9 protein-coding genes are annotated in these 17839 nt (G+C 62.2%); 5 read left to right on the top strand and 4 right to left on the bottom strand.

Annotated elements, in window-relative coordinates:
• Positions 1-6: 6 nt before the first annotated feature.
• Together gltX and Sm713_RS29295 are read right to left on the bottom strand one after the other, a co-directional pair.
• Positions 7-1380, bottom strand: coding sequence for a glutamate--tRNA ligase (gene gltX, locus Sm713_RS29300; protein WP_249416768.1), 1374 nt, complete (start codon positions 1378-1380; stop codon positions 7-9).
• 210 nt (positions 1381-1590) lie between these two features.
• A complete protein-coding gene (locus tag Sm713_RS29295; RefSeq protein ID WP_212913014.1) occupies positions 1591-1842 on the bottom strand; it encodes a hypothetical protein in 252 nt (83 codons plus the stop codon).
• Positions 1843-2268: 426 nt separating this feature from the next.
• Between Sm713_RS29295 and Sm713_RS29290 the strand changes: the two genes are divergently transcribed.
• The 5 genes from Sm713_RS29290 (at position 2269) to Sm713_RS29270 (ending at position 14124) form a co-directional block, all read left to right on the top strand.
• Positions 2269-5160: a hypothetical protein gene (locus tag Sm713_RS29290; RefSeq protein ID WP_212913013.1), complete on the top strand. Its 2892-nt coding sequence runs from the start codon at positions 2269-2271 to the stop codon at positions 5158-5160.
• On the top strand, positions 5157-6248 hold the full coding sequence (locus Sm713_RS29285) for a hypothetical protein (RefSeq protein WP_212913012.1): 1092 nt from the start codon (positions 5157-5159) through the stop codon (positions 6246-6248). Before Sm713_RS29290 ends, Sm713_RS29285 begins: the two co-directional genes overlap by 4 nt.
• A complete protein-coding gene (locus Sm713_RS29280) occupies positions 6245-11812 on the top strand; it encodes a DEAD/DEAH box helicase (RefSeq protein WP_212913011.1) in 5568 nt (1855 codons plus the stop codon). The genes Sm713_RS29285 and Sm713_RS29280 overlap by 4 nt, the downstream gene beginning before the upstream one ends.
• Positions 11813-12367: 555 nt before the next feature.
• A complete protein-coding gene (locus tag Sm713_RS29275; protein ID WP_212913010.1) occupies positions 12368-12934 on the top strand; it encodes a DUF4365 domain-containing protein in 567 nt (188 codons plus the stop codon).
• Positions 12931-14124, top strand: coding sequence for a hypothetical protein (locus Sm713_RS29270; protein WP_212913009.1), 1194 nt, complete (start codon positions 12931-12933; stop codon positions 14122-14124). Before Sm713_RS29275 ends, Sm713_RS29270 begins: the two co-directional genes overlap by 4 nt.
• A 220-nt stretch (positions 14125-14344) precedes the next feature.
• On the opposite strand, the gene Sm713_RS29265 is transcribed toward Sm713_RS29270, so the two are convergent.
• Positions 14345-16321: a Druantia anti-phage system protein DruA gene (locus Sm713_RS29265; RefSeq protein WP_212913008.1), complete on the bottom strand. Its 1977-nt coding sequence runs from the start codon at positions 16319-16321 to the stop codon at positions 14345-14347.
• Positions 16318-17775, bottom strand: a complete 1458-nt coding sequence (locus Sm713_RS29260; protein WP_212913007.1) for an ATP-binding protein — start codon at positions 17773-17775, stop codon at positions 16318-16320. Before Sm713_RS29260 ends, Sm713_RS29265 begins: the two co-directional genes overlap by 4 nt.
• Between the last annotated feature and the right edge of the window lie 64 nt (positions 17776-17839).

Here is a 17839-nt window from a genome sequence, read left to right as displayed (position 1 = left end):
GGCCGGCTACGCCTGCGCGGCCAGCTTCTCGGCCGCGGCGTCCAGCCGGGCCAGAACGCGCTCCCGGCCGAGCAGCTCCATGGACTCGAACAGCGGAAGTCCCACCGTCCGGCCGGTGACCGCGACCCGTACGGGCGCCTGGGCCTTGCCCAGCTTCAGCCCGTGCTTCTCACCAACGGCCAGCAGAACAGCCTTCAGGTCATCCGCCCGCCACTCGGCGACGGCGGCCATCTCGGCGCGGGCGTCGCGCAGCACGTCGTTGGCGCCGGCCTTCATCACCTTGTTCCACGACGCCTCATCCTGGACCGGCTCATCGAGGAACAGGAAGTCCACGTAGTTCGTGATCTCCGACAGCAGCGCCAGGCGAGTCTGCGCCAGGGGCGCCGCTGCCTCGAAGACTTTCCGGTCGAACGCCTCCGGCCGCCACGGCGCGTACGGAGCCACGAGCCACGGCACGCACGCGGCGGCGAACTGCTCCGGTGCCAGGGCGCGGATGTACTCGCCGTTGAACGCCGTCAGCTTCTTCACGTCGAAGAAGGCCGCCGCGGTGTTGACGTCCTCCAGCCGGAAGAGCCGCTCCAGCTCCTCGGACGGCCGGATCTCCTGGTCATCCCCCGGGCCCCAGCCCAGCAGCATCAGGTAGTTCGTCATGGCCTCGGGCAGGAAGCCGTCCGCGAGGTAGTCCTCCAGCGCGACCTTGTCACGGCGCTTGGACAGCTTCTGCCGCTTCTCGTTCACGATCACCGGCAGGTGCGCCCACACCGGCGGCTCGGCACCGAGCGCCTCCCACAGCAACTGCTGCTTCGGCGTGTTCGACAGATGCTCCTCACCACGGATGACCTGCGTGATGCCCTCGTCCAGGTCGTCGACCACGTTCGCGATCAGGAACACAGGGGACCCGTCACCCCGCGCGATCACGAAGTCCTCGATCGCGCTGTTCGGGAACGCAGGCTCCCCGCGGACCAGGTCGACCACGACCGTCGAGCCCTCATCCGGCGTCCGGAACCGCAGCGCCCGGCCTTCCTCGAAGAGCAGCCCCCGATCCCGGCAGAACCCGTCGTACCCGAGATGCTCCGACCCCGTGCGCTCCCTCAGCTGCTCCCGGGTGCAGTCGCAGTAGTACGCCTGGCCCCCCGCGAAGAGCTGCTGAGCGGCCTCCCTGTGTCGGTCGGCGTTGTGCGACTGGAAGTAAGGCCCCTCGAACGCGGGGTCTGCCTCATGAATGCCGATCGCCGCGAGCGCGCTGATGATGCCGTCGATCCACTCCGGCTTGTTCCGGGCCGCGTCGGTGTCCTCTATCCGCAGGACGAACGTGCCACCGGACTGTCGCGCCACCGCCCAGTTGTAGAGAGCGGACCGCGCACCGCCGACATGGAACATGCCAGTCGGAGACGGGGCGAAACGAACGCGAACCGGGGCAGCAGACATGCACTCAAGGGTACCGGCGCCCGGCACCCGCCCGGTCCATTCTGGCTCCACCGGACCCAGCGCATACGTAAAGGCTCGGGGTCCAGGCGTCGCACGCACAAAGGGCGACGATCGAACCAGGTCCGGTTAAGCTCCCGCAGACAGTTGAATTCCTAACGAACGTCAAGGGGTACCCGGTTCGTAGGGTGGCGATGGAGCGCTTCGCCACTCCTCCTCGCGCCAACTCGTTGTTGGGGTCTTCAGCGGATGGGCTCGTCGACGGGCGCGGACGTTCACCATGGCGGTCTTGTCGACCTTGTAGCGGCTCGTGCAGATCTGCAGTCCCTCGGCATCGGTAATCTCGTTGGCGTCGTTTTCGCGGAGTTCGCAGAAGGTGTCGCTTCGCCAGCAGACAGCCAAGCGAGTGATCAACACGGCACCAAGGGTGCATAGGTCGGAGTTAGAATGTGTGCCCTTGCCGGCGGACCGATCGTGGTAGCGGGCGGACAGGGCGGGATCGACGTGCCGGGCGATATCCGCGGCTTTGAAGAGGGCTACGCCTAGTCCAGGGTCTGCTGGCGGGTGGGCGGTCCGTTGCAACCGGCCAGTCCAGACTGGCTGAAGCAGGGGACCAGGCCGATTCCCTGCCACGATCACACGGAAGGAAAGGACTAACCAATAGCGTGGCCATGCACTCACGGCTGCTGAAGAATCGAGGATAGACGTCTCCTGGCGCCACTGCACACGAAACCCCAGGCCCCACCCCAAGAGTCGATCTTGCGCGACACTCCCCTCAAGTGTCGGTGCTCTGTCGGACACTATCTACGGCAATCCGAGACCCAGGAGAGGTGACACCAGCCCATGGAGGGGATGGCGCGTGACGGTTCGGTAGAGCTCCTCAAGTACCTGCACAAGCGACTGCATGACCACTTCCGAACGCTTCACGAACATCGCCGGGCACTCCAGTCGGCGGCTCCCGTCTTTGTGCTGGAGCACAACCTCAGCAGTAACGACTTCGAGTTACTTCTAGCTGCCGTGCGTGGGGCTGTCAGGCAGGGACTCGATATTCACTCTCGCACCTGGTGGCTACCCTTTGTAGTTTACGCAGCAGAGATCGGCTATGAGTATGTTGGAGATGAGTATTGGCCGCTCTTCGCCCAGAAAACACCGGGCTGGGAAAGCAGTCCGGGTTGGAGCGTGACCACCAACCGTCAGCGCATAAAACAGTGGTTCAAGCGATTCGCAGCCGACTACGGCGGGGCCGAGCCGAAGGGAAGCTTTGCGGCCAACTTCAACATCATCGCCTGGCCAATCACGCACGCCATCATACCAGCTGATCTGCAACGACAGTTGGCGCAGCTTCTGTTTGAGTCGCGCGCAGTATTGACCGCAGAGTTGCTTAGTGATCCCCACGCACTGGGTGCATGCCTGGCTTCGCGCACGGGTGGATACAGCGAGCGTTTCCAGATCTTCTGCAGCAACCAGAGCCTCCTCGGTCAGGTGGCGGCCGCAATGCTCTCAGGCGACGACGAGGATTCCCCGTACCTGGTGCGATCGACGCTCGCCCGCCTGGTTGACGACCTGACCAACGAACGCCAGTCGCGAACTTGGCTGACCCGCGCCAAGCACTCGGCCAACCTGATTCGTTCAAGTGGGTTTCTTCCCATGAACTCGGGCAGGAGACCAATGGAGCGGGGGCAGTCACTCACGGCCGTCACTAACCCGAAGCTTCTGCTGCGACAGGAAGACGGCGGTTGGCGGCCATATTTGGAGCTGCCTGACCTTACGCCGCTACAGGCGTTGCAGAATCAAGTTGGTCAGGACCTGCGGAATCTCCGCCCGAAAGTTGAGGGCCGCCGTCAACCGCTTCCCCGTGGGAAACTGCTGTACCCGGGTGAAGTAGCCCTGTCCACGTGGCCTCGGCCCGAGATTCCCATCATCCAACTAGAGCGGGGTTCGTCGGTCGTGAACAGCCTGATCGCGGAGCGTTGCTCCATTACACAGGGGCCGTGGTGGGTGTTCCGGAAGCAACCAGATGGAATTGCCGTCGAGGTAAAGAGCAAGGTCGTGCGACCGGGTCACGAATATTGCTTGATCGGACGACTCGGATGTGGACCGCCCCCGGTACCGTACGTCGCCAAAGCTTCAGTTCTGACCGAAGGAGTGTATGCCCTCGAGATGAAGATGCCGGATATTATCGGCGAAACCGAAATAGCCCAGCTCTCGACGGCCAATCTGTCGGTAGTGACGGATTTATCGGTTCGGCCCGTCGGGCTCATCCCCGGGGCCTGGGACGGCGAGGGTGCTGTCGACTGGCTGGCTGGGGAGCCGGCTTTGCTCGCGGTGCGATCTAGTCGGGCCACGGAGATGTGCGCGGTAACCGTCGATGGTGGGCTCCCTATTGTGCTCGAGTGGCCCGCTAACAAACCGGAATTAATCTTTGCCCTTGAGGACCTCACGGTGGGCACCCATGACGTCGGCATCGCGCTTTTGAACACAGACATGGGCGCGACTGTTACAAGTGGTTCGCTGGCGATCACGATCTGTGACCCCCACACGAATTGGGACGGAACTACAGAGGGGTCAGGGATCCGGCTGTTTGCCACGCCAGCGCGTCCGAAACTGACCGAACTTTGGGATGGTCGGGCGAGCCTCTCGATCGACGGCCCGCCAAATACGAAGGCGGAACTGTTGATCGTGTTGCGAGACGATGCTGGAAATGCACTGGCACAGGCGCATCACAGTATCTCGCTCCCTTTCAGCGACATGGCATGGGAAAGGTTGGCAGATCAGGAACTGCATAAGAGAAAGCTGCTCGCCGCTTACGAGGAGGCCGAGTCGTGCGAAGTATCGGTGTCCCGGAGCGGAGTGGGTTTCGCCTCCCTGGTCTGCGAACGTGGCTTCCATCCGCTCCGCTGGGTGCTCACCAAGCGGCGCAATGGCGAGCACGAGGCACGCCTGATCGATCGGACCGACGGGGATGACACGCAGGTGCTTCTGTATCCGGTGGAGGCTCCTCTGATTGGCGAGCGCTGCGATTCCCGCCGACCGATTGCCGTCCCGCCGAGTGGAGGACTGCTGCAGGCGACATCTGGCAATGTGACCGCGGCCATCGTTTTGCCCCCCGAGCCGAACCAACTGCGCCAGAGACCAAGCAACCGTCCGGTCATCCGGTACACAGACAAGTCGTTGTCCGAGATGAAGCAACTCATCTTTGGCCACCACCGCTGGCTTGACGCCGACGTGCCGGCAGATCCGTTCGCTCATCATCAGCGAGAACAGGTTCTCAACGAGGCCACGACGGCCCTCGTGTCCCTCGCCACCGGAAGCAGGTGGGCCCATCTGGAGCGCAAGCGCGTTCCCGTCGGCACTCGCAGGCCACCTGATGTGCTCGACGAGATGCAGGAACTTGTGGGTCAGGCACCCAAGCAGCGCGCTGCGGCCCAGCAGATTGCCAGCCACCTCTGGCAATGGGCGGACTCGCCGGCAGCGCTGAGCGAGGGATTCGCCAGAGCGATCCACATCATCGCTGCAGCCAGTGGCATCGATGATCCACACACCGCCGCAGACTTCCTGCTTGCCCTAGTGACCAGACCTGGCTCTCTGGCTAGCTGGAACGAGACCGAACGAGACCGGCTCTTGAAGTGCGTGCTGCGTTCTCCCGTGCTCATTCGCGCAGCTCGATTCGCTGTGCTCGGGATTGAAGACCTGCGAGAGGCGTCGAACGAGTTGGTTGTCGGAGGTAGCCGATGAACATAACTCCGGTCAGCGCCCCCGATGCCGCTGAACGTGCGGTCCGAGCTCTGGGGCTGGATGAGACGGCTACCGACCTGTTCTCGACGGAAGCCATATGCGCCTCGCTACGCCGCGCGGCTTCATTCCTGTGTCCGGTGACGCCGCGTCGACTCGTGGAAGCCGTCCTTGAGGCCATTAACCCGCTCGACGAGTCCTGCCTGGTTACTCGCAGCCAGGTCGCGGAGCAGTTGGATCTCTTGGTGTCGATTGGTGACCTGGTCGAACTCCCTCGCCAGCATGATCGGGGCAGTCGCCTGCTCTACCTGGCTCCTCCCTCGTATGTGGCGAAGGCTCGCGGGCAGTACCTCTTGCTGGGGGTACGCCCCAACGCCGCCCCGCTCGTGGATGAGTCTGTGGGCGCGGAGGTGCTGCCCGAAAGCCACACACGGTCCATAGAACTAGACCCAGAAGTGGGTCCTGTCCGACTACGTGCCGCTGGCCTGCATGAGATCCGACGTGAGCACTGGCTCAAACACCCCAGCGCGGAACGCGCAGCCGCTGTCGTCGTTGCGATGGGTCAGCGTCTGGACCAGGCAGCAGAATCTGGCCATGTCAGCGGTCTAACAATCATCGATCCAAAGTCCTCAGTTCGCTACTACCGCAGTCGTTGGCGGCCACCCGAGGATGGCGATTCCGGCGACTTTGTTGCCCGCCGGCCCCAGGCCTACGGTGCAGACCTGTGGTGCCTTGTACGGATTGAGCGTGGCGTGCCTCAAGCCCTTGTGGATCTTCCGGTTGATGCCTCTGATGCGCCAGCGTGCGACGAAGCGTGGCGTTTTCAGGCCGCCAGGGATGTCGTGGTCGGAAACCCGCAGGTGGTGCAAGTCCGGGCTGCTACAGGAGCACCCGGGAGCCGAATGTTGGACCTGTTCGGGCCTGTGCCCGGCTGGGCTCAGCGCTACCTCGAACTCGTAGGAACCCCTGTCTCACGCGCGAAAGGCTCATTGATCTCGTACCGCTTGCCGATCTCGATGATCGGCGAGGTGTCAGCGTTCGTCTCTGACATGCTGTGGATGCACGTCAGAGAAGAGGGAGGGGTGGCATGACAGTGGAAGCGCCAACGATCGCGGAGACGGTCACCAAGATTCAGGCGGCACTTCAGGACTACATCGAGGCGACCTATCACGTGGGGCACCCCACCGTGATCGATCAGCGTCGGGTGTTGCTCGAACAGGAAGGCGTGCTGTTCCGAGCGCCCTTCATCGAGAGCACTCCCCGCTATCAGACGGACCGAAATTTTGGTGACCTCGAACTTGCCACATCTGCACAGGCGCTCTTCGCTACCTTGACGACAGGCGTAGGTGGCCTGAAGCCACTACTGTACGACCCGCCCTACACCCACCAAGCTGAGGCACTTGAGTGGACGACTCGGGACGGCCTTAGCCTTGCGGTCACTACCGGTACCGGCTCGGGAAAGACAGAGTCGTTTCTTCTGCCGATGCTGGCGAAGCTTGCGGCAGAGGCGGCGAATAAGCCTGAGTCGTTCGCAGCTCCGGCTGTGCGGTCCTTGATCCTCTATCCGATGAACGCGCTGGTGAATGACCAGTTGGGTCGTCTCCGACTCCTGCTCGGCGATCCGCGCGTCACGGCCCAGTTCAGCGCGTGGGCTGGCCGTCCAGCACGCTTCGCCCGCTACACCAGCCGAACCCTGTACGCCGGCGTACGGAAGGTCGAGAAGGACCAGGCGCGGCTTCGCTCGATTGAGGACTTCTACGTTGGCCTCATCAACCGGGCAGACGACCCCTCGTCGCAGGGGCACGGCGCGGCGACAGCTCTCATCGACAAGCTGCGATCGCGCGGAAAGTGGCCGGCCAAGCCAGATCTGAAGGTCTGGTACGGCGAAAGTGGCTCCCGTTGGAAGAACAAGGATGGCGAGTTTGCCCGTGCCGTCCTTCAGCCCAACGACCCCGAACTCCTGACGCGCCACGAGGTGCTGGGCGCACCTCCGGATGTCTTGATCACAAACTACTCGATGCTTGAGTACATGTTGATGCGCCCGCTTGAGCGACCGGTGTTCGATGCGACACGGGCCTGGTTGGCGAACAACCCCGATGAGAAGTTCCTCCTGGTCATCGATGAGGCCCACCTCTATCGCGGCGCGGCCGGCGCCGAGGTTGCTCTCCTTCTGCGCCGGCTTCGCGCAAGGCTTGGGATCACCCCCGAACGGCTACAGGTCATCTGTACGAGTGCGAGCTTCGCGAGCCCTGAGTACGCGCGCCAATTCGCTGCACAGTTGAGCGGCAAGTCCGAGGTTGGCTTCAAGACCGTAGAAGGTCGTCTCGCCCTCCGGGACCTCGCTGGCCCGGGGAGCCTCCAGGACGCTCAGGCTCTCGCTGCCGTACCAATGCAGGAATTCTACGACGGTGAGGGAGACGAGGCCCGCATCGCCGCCGTTCAGCGGCTTCTGGACTATCGGAAAGTTGCCGCGAAGGAGGGCGCTACGGTCGGCGAACTACTACACGATGGGCTCAGCGGATTCGGCCCGATGAATCTGCTCGTAAACGAGACGATGCAGCGGGCACAACCGGTAAATGAGCTGGGCGCGCTCATTTTCCCGACCGTTAAGAAAGAGCTCGCCGATAGAGCTGTTTCTTCCCTGGTAGCACTCGGTAGCGCAGCACGACGGTCGGCAGATGAAGCGGGTCTGCTGCCATGTCGCGTGCATGCGTTCTTTCGTGGGCTGCCTGGCCTCTGGGCATGTCTCGACCCCGATTGCCCAGAGGTTGACCGGGAGGCACACCCGAAGCCGGGGCCGGTGGGCAAGCTCTACGCCCAGCCGCGGGCCACCTGTGGCTGTGGTGCCCGAGTCTTCGAGTTGTACACGTGTAGGCACTGCGGCTCAGCCTATGCACGGGCCTATTCCGGCGACGTAGTCGAGCCGTCGTACCTGTGGCACGAGCCGGGAGGATCGTTCGAGTCCGCATCGGGATCCATCCCCGAGCTCCAGCCGCTGGACCTTCTGCTTGAAGATCCGTCCGGTGGCAATGTCGAGCCCGCCGATCTCGATCTTGTTACTGGCCGACTCAACCCAGAAGAACTCGGTGCCCGCATCCGCAGTGTCTTCATTCCTCGGCTTCGAGGGGGAGAAGTAGTCAAGGGTGACGACGATGGCAGTGACGGTGAGGTGGAGGCGAACGGAGAGTTCAAGCCCTGCGGTGTCTGCGGGCAACTCGCCGGGTTCGGCCGCTCATCGGTGCAGGATCACCAGACGAAGGGTGACCAGCCGTTCCAAGCCTTGGTGACACGTCAGCTAGAAGTCCAGCCGCCTGGTGCGCAGCCGTACACCGACTTTGCGCCTCTGCGGGGTCGCAAGGTGCTCGCGTTCTCGGACTCCCGGCAGGTTGCCGCACGGCTGGCGCCCAACCTTCAGAGTTACTCCATGCGCGACGTCATTCGGCCCCTGATCCTGCGCGGTTGGCAGGAACTGGCGAACCAACCGTTCCTGGCGCCATCGCTCAGTTTGGAGCGCTTGTACGTGGCCGTCATGGTTGGAGCGCGAGTGCTGTCGGTTCGGCTGCGTCCGGAACTGCGTCCCATGGAGACACTCCATGTCTTGGACACAGTCGCGCAGGCAATCGACAAGGGTGCGCTGTCAGGCAATCCGGCTGAGATGGTACCTCTACTCACCACCGCCAATCCGCCGCAGTCGCTGTTGCGGGCAATGTACGCAACGCTAACAGACAAGTACTACGGGCTGTCGTCCCTGGGCCTGGCATCCCTCCGTGAGCGGGCAAACCTCACCGATGAATTGTTGGCGGAACTACCTGATATCGACGGGGTTGCAAACAGCGCCGACACCAAGCTCGCGCTTGTTCGGCTATGGCTGGCGCAATGGAACAGCCCAACCCGAGGCATATGGTTCCCATCGATGACCGAAGGTGACTGGTGGAGGACAAAGGGCGGCGTAAAACAGCACGCGGGTAAGTTCGAATCGATCGAGCGTTGGCTCGGTTCGAAGGCGGCGCGGAAGAAGTTCACGGACGACTGGCTGCAGACGTTGCTCAAAACGTTCTGCGAACCAAAGGCCGGCAAGTATCGGTTGCTGGCCCAGAACGTTGCCCTGGAACTTGGTGGAATGTGGGGATATTGCGAGCGCTGCCGCTTCACCCAGCGGCCGTTTCCCGGCGCGACCCGGTGTGTCAACTGCGGGCACGATCGGGTTCGCAAACTGGATCCCGACACCGACCCGGTCTTCCAGGCTCGCAAGGGGTACTACCGGGCCAGTGCTGCCCGGGCGTTGAGCGATCCGCCCGAGCCTCCCCTGAGCATCATCGCCGCCGAGCACACGGCACAGCTCAATGCTGCCCAGTCCGACGCCGTATTCTCCAAAGCGGAAGAGCACGAGCTGCTGTTCCAGGACGTTGACCTCGGCTTGACCCGCGAAGGCGAACAGTCACGCGCCGCAATCGACGTTCTATCTTGCACGACCACCATGGAAGTTGGCATCGACATCGGCAGCCTGACCGGCGTCGCGCTGCGCAACATGCCACCGTCACGTGCCAACTATCAACAACGCGCAGGGCGGGCGGGGCGCCGGGGCAACGCCGTCGCCACCGTGCTGGCCTTCGGAAGCGCCGACACACATGACGACCACTATTTCCGTCAGCCAGAGCTCATGATCCGCGGCGAAGTGGACGACCCGGTGCTGACGATGAACAATGACGAAATCGCGCGTCGTCATGTCATTGCGTTCCTGCTACAGCGCTATCACCAGGATCGGCTGCCAGCAATCGAGCCTGACGAACAGCCGCAGCTCTTCGAAGTCCTCGGCACCGTTGAGGACTTCGTAGGGACAACGTCCCCCCTGAATCGGACCGACTTGGAAGAGTGGCTGAGGTCCGAGGAGCATGCGCTCCGTGAGGAAATTGCATCGTGGCTTCCCGATGAACTGAGTGAGGCAGACCGCGAGGCCGTTCTGAGCGGTGTCGTCACGAACACACTCCGTGCGATCGATAGGGCACTTGACCTGGACGTCGACGGGGATCTGCCAACCAGCTCTGAGGGCGATGCCCCACCGGAGCGCAATGAGGTGGAAGCAGAGGGCCCCGTCGAAGACGGCGCCGAGCAGCCAAGCGCCCGGCGGAGCCAGACGAACCTGCTTGATCGGCTGCTGTACAAAGGGGTGCTGCCGCGCTACGCGTTTCCGACAGACGTCGTGGGCTTCCACGTCTTCGACCTCGATCGGTCAACGCCGTACAAGACCGAGTTCCGCTATGCGCCCAGTCAGGGACTCCCGGTAGCCCTCAGCCAGTACGCGCCTGGCAAAGTGGTGTGGGTCGACAACAAGGAGTGGACCTCCGGGGCAATCTACGCACCGGTCCAAAAGGAACGCTTCCAGGCCTGGCGGGACAAACTGCTGTACTTCGAGTGCCAGGTATGCCACTACGCCAAGCATTTGCCCTACGACCAGGCAGAGCGTGGGGAAGAGCGTAATTGTCCAGCCTGCGGTGCCGAGGGCAAGTTCGGCAAGGCCAAGAACTGGATGCGGCCGCCAGGCTTTGCGCACCCGGCCGATAAGGACCCGGGTACAAGCCCAGACGACACGCCGGCCCGCAGCTACGCCACACGCGCCAAACTCATGGCGCCCGGGCCGACCGAGGAGACTGCCTGGCGACGTGTCACCGATCGCTTGGCACAGACGTACCGCCGCGAAACCCTGCTCGTCACAAACACCGGTCCACGCAACGAGGGATACACCTACTGCACCCGCTGCGGTCTAATCGAGCCAACTGCGACTGCGACTGGGGTGGTCGTCGGTACGCACAAGAAGCCTTACCCCGACGAGAAGGCCCCGGACTGTCCCGGCACGGCCTCAACACGAGGCTTGGTACTAGGAACTGACTTCATTTCAGATGTGCTACTGGTTCGCTTGAAGGTGGCCTCGCCGATCACACTGGGGCCAGCTCTGCTGTCGACGCACATCGCTCTCCGTACCGTCGCTGAGGCGCTGACGATCGCCGCGACCCAAAAGCTCGATATTGAGGCAACGGAACTACAAGCAGAATACCGTCCTGCGCTGACTCCCCTCGGTAAGGAAGGCCTTGAGGCCGAGATCTACGTGTACGACACGCTCGCTGGTGGAGCTGGCTTCGCTCGACGGGTTAACGACTACGGAATGGAAATCCTCGAACGGACGCTGGACCGCCTCGAAGAATGCCCGGCGCACTGCGACGAGTCCTGCTACCGCTGTCTGCGTAGCTTCCGTAACCGATTCGAGCACGGCCTCCTCGACCGGCGCGTCGGTGCCAGTCTGCTGCGTTACCTGATCCACGGAACGCCGCCGATTTTGGACAAGGAGCGACTCGAACTATCGGCCGACAAACTCTACAAGGACCTCATCAGCCGAGAGCTCCACGACGTTTCCTTCGTCCGAGGGCACAGGATCTACGTTGAGGGAGTTGGAACGATCACCGCGCCTATCCTGGCAAGGCGGGGTGACCATCAGTGGATCCTGGGTGTGCACGGCCCGCTCAGTCCGGAACTGGCGCCGACCGACGGGTTGCGTGCGGCGAAGCAGTCAGGCAACGTCCCGGTCCGTCTGATCGACGACATGGTGATCTCTCGCAATCTCCCGTTCGCCAGCCAGCAGATTCTGCAGGCCTTGGCCTGAGTTAAATCAGGATCTGGATCGCCGCCGGCGCAGGGGCGTCGGCGGCGATCCCATCGCCGTCCGATACCGTTAGTCGTCGAAGGAGCGGAAAATCGTATCTGCGGCATGAGACACCAATGGTGCGCCGCCTGGTGGTGTCACGACGGTCACAGGTGAAAGCACAGGTCGCGGGCCGGATTCAGCGCCTGCTTGCACAGACGAACATGACACGACGACAGCCGTCTGCGTCTGCGGCCTGGTGTTGTCGATGGTGACACGACATTCGCCGAGGCAAGCCCCGGTAGACCTCCGAGTCGGTCATTGCGACTGCCGCCAGCGAGCTGATGGCGAGTCAGCGAGCGCCCGCTACCAGGGCGACTGATTGTGTGCGCGACCTGCATGTTCGCCGCGAGCGCTGCTACACCGTCCGGCGGACCACGACCAAGGCTTGGACCGCGCATCACCGACACAGTGCTCGGGGGCGGCATGTAAACGTTCGTGTGGCGAAGCCTACGAACGGAAATGAATAGACTCAGGTGACTTTGACCGCTGGCAGGCATGCCAGGAGGGGGATATATGCCGACAGACGACCTCGAAGACCCCATGGATGAAGACGATCTCGCAGAGGGGCAAGTGCCTATAACGGCACTGCAGGAACATTTCAGCGTCTCGTTCACGCGAATGATCGCCTACGCCGCCGGATGCTCCATAAAGCCTCATGAGACCGACTACGAGGGCGTTGACATTACGATCGTTTCCTCAACAGAGTACCGAGGTTACTACGGACCACAGTTCGAGCTTCAGCTCAAGTGCACTTATCAAGAAAACCTGCTCAAAGATGACAGCATGACCTGGCGAATGAAGGCAAAGCCGTTTCGGAAACTAACGCGCAGAAAACGATACATCCCCGCCTATCTCGGCGTACTCCTCATTCCCCGTGAACCAGAGCCGTGGCTCCGAACCGACGAATGGGGCTTGTTCACGCGGAGCCGCATGTTCTGGGAGTCTGCTGATAATCTAAGACATGAGGGCCCGATCAAGGAATACCACACGGTACATTTGCCACGTCGAAACCTGTTCACGGGCGAACAACTCTTGGGCATAATGAAAACGATCGGCGATCAGGAGGAGGGTTCGCGGTGAACCGATCTACACTCGACAGTTACCGCGATATTGCGTCTGCGTTGACCCCTCTCGCCGTCTCCCAGTTCCTCGCTTCTCATGATTGGGAACTGGAACATCAGCTGCCAGATGTTCGTCAGGTCTGGCGCTACGGCTCAGGGCACTTGTCCACGGCGCCACGCGTCATGATCCCGCTTGCTACGGACTTTGCAGATTTCATGCCGCGCTTCGTGGATGCGCTCGAGTCCCTCGGACACATTCACGACTGGGATGCAGGTCAGCTACTTGAGCACGTCATCGCTACACGCGCGGACCTCTTTTTCGTTCGTCTCGACCAAGGCATGATTGACGGCACAATTCCCTTCCAGCAAGCCGAAAAGACACTGCAAGCCATTTACAAGATGATGAAGGCGGTAGCAACCACAACCGCTGACCCTCATCACTCGCATAAGGGACGAAGGCCGACGGCAGTAGGCGGATTCCTGGATGAAGATGTACGACTCGGGCATACGAAGCGTGGAAGCTTTGTGTTCACTGTCGTCACACGCCTAGGAGACTCTAGCCCTCAGGCCATCGATGACCATGGGCGCCCAACTATTGCCTTTCCTCGGCGAGTCATGGAAACCCTAGCTAGAGGACTTGAGACCACAAAGCGTTTGACGCAATCCTGGGACCAAGGGGTCCTCGAATTTCCAAGCGGTCTCGGACTAAGTGCAGGACTGGTCGAATCACTCGAAGATATGTCGCAGCCTGAGCATCTTCGTTCGCTGGACTTGTCTTTCCAATGGGCAGCAGCTGAACGTAAGCCAGACGTAGGACTCGCAACCATTATGCTGGACCGGGATGTGATTGATGGGCTCCCGCGAGTTCGAGAGCGGCTCGTACGAAGGGAAGAACCCGCACGACGGGAGACGTTGGTCGGACTCGTTAAATCACTCGCGCGGGATGATGCGACGCCTAGCGGCGATGAATCAGCGGTCATCACCGTTGCGGCGGAGGTAGGTGGTAAAACTCTGCGAGTCCAGGTTCCGCTAACAGGAGAGAATCACGGCTGGGCAATAATGGCCTATAGGCGCCAACTTCCCTTTACGGTGTCCGGAGACCTTTCATACGAACGCCGCGCATGGCGTCTGACGGGTGATATCGAAGTCGATTCGAGCTTCCTGCAGCATCTCTCTGGATCGTCAACACCCGACTTGGGTGAGGCATGAAGTAACAGCACTGGAAGCAGCAGGATCCGTCCCCCGCGGGCTGCAATACCCTTCCCGGGGATTGCAGCCCGCGGACACGGACCACCACTTGACAAACTCCTGTACTCAAGCATTCGCGCCCGAGCACGAGATGGTGCGCACCCATCGGTAACCATCGTATCGAGGCCCCCAGTCAACACGCAGGAGGGCGCCGACGTTTGGGACGGTCAGCCGGAGTCTCTTAATTGGAGATAGGGAACATTTCCTCTCCAGCAGCTGACATTCCATCTCCCATGGGCAGCGGTACGCGGGCACCGTGCTCCACTGGGCGGACCAACCGATGCGAGCGCATGGACTCGAGAACATGCTCCTGTGTGGCCCGCCGTTGGCACCAGCGCTCTAGCCACCACTTGGAGACCTTGGCGTCCGCTTCGGTCAGTTCCGGATTCAGCAAGTACTTCGGTTCCCCGTCAATGCCGAGCGAGTAGTCCCTCAAGTTCTCGACCAGAGGAACACCGTAAAGAATGCGCTCGCGTCCGTGCTTGAGAAGTTCGTTGGCGGGCCAGCCAAGCGCGGCCAGCCCCACTCGGACCTTACGCAGGCGGGGGCTGACACCCTCGCCGAAGAGGCTGTTGATCCGGACGAGCGAGCCGCGCAATACCGAGACTCGCACCAGGGCGTCGACTGTCTCATCGGAGAAGTGAGAGGTCCCGAAGGAGCGTGACCGTCCGAGCTCGTGAAATCCCATACGGATGTCGCTATCGCCTCCCATGACGTCAGCAGGCCAAAACAGTCGGTTGTACTGACTTGAACCGGTGCCATAGAGCGACGTGGTTCCGACGAAGGAGAGTCGGGGCTCACGCAGGATCGGTCGGCCCGCCATCGCCGACGCAATCTCGCTTGGGCGTGCATACTTCTCGCGGTAAGCGGACAGCACCTGGGGCGAGACGGCAAGCGCTCCCACCAGCTTGCCCGCCGCTAGAGCGCTGTAGGGCGCCACGGCGCCGCAGACGGTGAGGTCGGCGATGACCGTACCGACCCTCTCTCCACGTGCGCGACGCACCACTCGGCGCATCTGCGTACAGGCCTTCGGATCCGAAAAGGCCTTGGTCAGTCCTTCGACCGTGGGCGGGGAGAGATAGCCTCCGAGCAGACTTGCAACGTCGAGGGTTTCTGCGAGCGCTGAGGAACGTTTGCTCCGAAATAGATCAGTCGTTGCGCGCTCTACCCACGCTTCGCGGTCGATGTTGCGGACCGCACGGATCGTGCTTGCCTGGTGGTGCTTTTGACGGTGCCGATCTGCATCGGCCCGGAGGCGAGCGACAATCTCTGGGGTAGGCGCTGCCAAGTCGGTCGGTTGGAGAATCCCATCACGAAGGAGATCGTCAACGTAGATCTCGCTCTGCTGCCCTTCGATCCGCTGAGCCAGCCAGCTAGCAACGTCAGCGGTAGGATCAGCCCGCACCTGTTCGAGGAACTGATCCGTCTCCCAGCCCATCCAGCGGTCACGCTCGGCAATCTGTACAACGGGGCTGGAGATGGCCGCCAGCCCAATCACGGCGTGGAACTCCGTGGCTGCATCCCGGACCAAGATCGGCATCGAGCGGCCAGGCACGGTCGCGTAAGCGTTGGACCATGTGTGACGGAAGTAGCGCCAGATGTCGTGAAGCTTGAACCCAGTCAGTTCACAAGTCGATGAGTCCACGATCTGAACGTAGGGCTTAATCACGTCCCCAGACGCGCCGGCGCACTGAAGCGCGTCCGCCAGCTCTCGGCCGTCACGCATCAGGTTGAAGACGGAGACCAATCGGTCGCCGTGCTGGTGCGTGCGCTCCATCCCCTCGACGAACCGTCGAACGCTGCTCTTTCTTAGCTGTTCGTCACGGCGGAGATGCTCCTGACGCCGGATCCGGGCCTTCTCCACCTTGCGGTCGCCGTGAACCGAAGGCGGAGTAAAGACAGCCTTAGACCTGTCCACTCGAACCGTCCAGCCTTGATCCACAAGATCGATGGCAACGTGAGCAGTTGCCGCGAGCAGAGGCTGGTCGTACAAGTTGTTGATCTTGGCTGCCTTCATCCACAGATCGTGGTCGCCCACCGCATCAGCCCCCACCTGCGTGCTCGCAAGCTGCGTGCAAAGCCGGGCAAATCCCTGCCGTTCTCGGCGGGAGGCATCGGCCGGAAGGCCGAGAGGAATGAGCTTGGCCTCTTCTTTCATGACTTTTGGAGCATCCGTCCGTAGGTCCTGCTCCACATGCGCAGGAGATCGTCGCAGTTGCGGCCGTCGCGGCTGAGAAGTGTTGTGGTGCGGGCGAAGGACAGGAGGAAGAGTTCGAGAGCGGTACGGAGTTCTCCTGCCGCCTCATCACCCAACGTCTGAAGCGGGCGGTACAACGCTGCGAAGGCAGGGTGGTCAACGTTCAGCGTCACATCGAGCGTGCGCCGCTTCAGAGAGGAGGCGAACATCTTATCGATCGAGAGTTGCTCGGATCCAATCCGGTAACTCAGAGCACCTGATCCCTTACCTGGCGTACGGATGACAGGCAGATCGACATCCGCAGCCGCCGCTATCCGGCACGACGCCTCCGTGGCCGCTTGAAACTTGGCCTCCTCGAAAGCTTGGCGGACACGCGAGTTCAAAAGCCGGGCGATCGCCTCCAACTCCGGCCCGAGGGCCTCCTGGAGTACCTGAGAAGGCCGGATTCCCTGCTTGTTGATCGTGATGCCGAAGTGCTCGTCGAGGATGGGATCAAACTCGATCTCGCAGCGCCACCAGTCGTCGTAGTTCTCTTTGCGCTTCGCGCCCATGAGGTGCCAGCCGCTGGCGATCTCGCGACCGGCGCGGAGGATGGAGACTCCGGCTCCGCCGACGATGCCGATGCGCCGCTTTGTCACGTTGTCCAGATGATGCCAGTGCTGTACCGGCAACATCGCGAACCGAACAGTAACGAAGGCCGTCTTGCCCGACGACGCTGCCAGTTCGTAGCGGAGCGGCTCGAACGCCAAGCGTGGGCCACGCCCCTCGATCTTCGCCGTGAGAAGCATGGGATCGACCGGATCGACCCGCCTCCCATTGAGGGTCAACGTGAGGTCGCCGTTACTGAGGAAGCGGCGGTAGATGCGTCCAAGGTCCCGCCGCAGCGCACGCTCGAGCCACGCGAGGCGCCGGTACTCGATACGGTCACAGTGCTGCCAGGTCACCAGGCAGCCTGACCCCGTGGTGACGCCAGGCTGACGGCGAGCCCGAAGATCAACCGGCGTCCCGGCGGCGATGGCGTCGACGTCCAAGCAGACCTGGTTGGGTGCCTGACCGTTCTGCCATGAGATCACCTCTACCCGCCGCGCCTGGCTGAGGGACGCGGCGGGCAGTCCCATACCGAACCGGCCGAACGACTGCCTTTCGTCGAACCGTGACGAGCCGCCGAAGCGAAGGCATGCCTCGAGTTCGGGGCGCGACATGCCTTCCCCGTCGTCCTCGACACGGATCTCCGGAAGGCCTCCTGGTTTGGGTCTCGTGACCGTGACAGCGACCTCCGTCGCCGCCGCCTGGAGCGAGTTGTCAATAAGTTCTGCGAGGGCGGTCGAGAGGCTGACGTAGCCCGACTCCCGGACTGCACGGATGAAGTTAGAGGAGACCAGGAGGTCGTCCTTACGTTGCGTCTGCCGGCCCATCGCTTCTCCCGATGACGTGCTCAGATTCCTGCGTCGAGAGTAGCTGCATCGAGGCCGCCTGGAA

The sequence above is a fragment of the Streptomyces sp. TS71-3 genome (assembly GCF_018327685.1).
Taxonomy (GTDB): domain Bacteria; phylum Actinomycetota; class Actinomycetes; order Streptomycetales; family Streptomycetaceae; genus Streptomyces.
This window is presented reverse-complemented; position numbering and strand designations above follow the sequence as displayed.

Coding starts and splice junctions, on each gene's coding strand:
- gltX (WP_249416768.1), bottom strand. CDS start 1,380: ATGTTCCATGTCGGCGGTGCGCGGTCCGCTCTCTACAACTGGGCGGTG.
- Sm713_RS29290 (WP_212913013.1), top strand. CDS start 2,269: ATGGAGGGGATGGCGCGTGACGGTTCGGTAGAGCTCCTCAAGTACCTG.
- Sm713_RS29285 (WP_212913012.1), top strand. CDS start 5,157: ATGAACATAACTCCGGTCAGCGCCCCCGATGCCGCTGAACGTGCGGTC.
- Sm713_RS29280 (WP_212913011.1), top strand. CDS start 6,245: ATGACAGTGGAAGCGCCAACGATCGCGGAGACGGTCACCAAGATTCAG.
- Sm713_RS29275 (WP_212913010.1), top strand. CDS start 12,368: ATGCCGACAGACGACCTCGAAGACCCCATGGATGAAGACGATCTCGCA.
- Sm713_RS29265 (WP_212913008.1), bottom strand. CDS start 16,321: ATGAAAGAAGAGGCCAAGCTCATTCCTCTCGGCCTTCCGGCCGATGCC.
- Sm713_RS29260 (WP_212913007.1), bottom strand. CDS start 17,775: ATGGGCCGGCAGACGCAACGTAAGGACGACCTCCTGGTCTCCTCTAAC.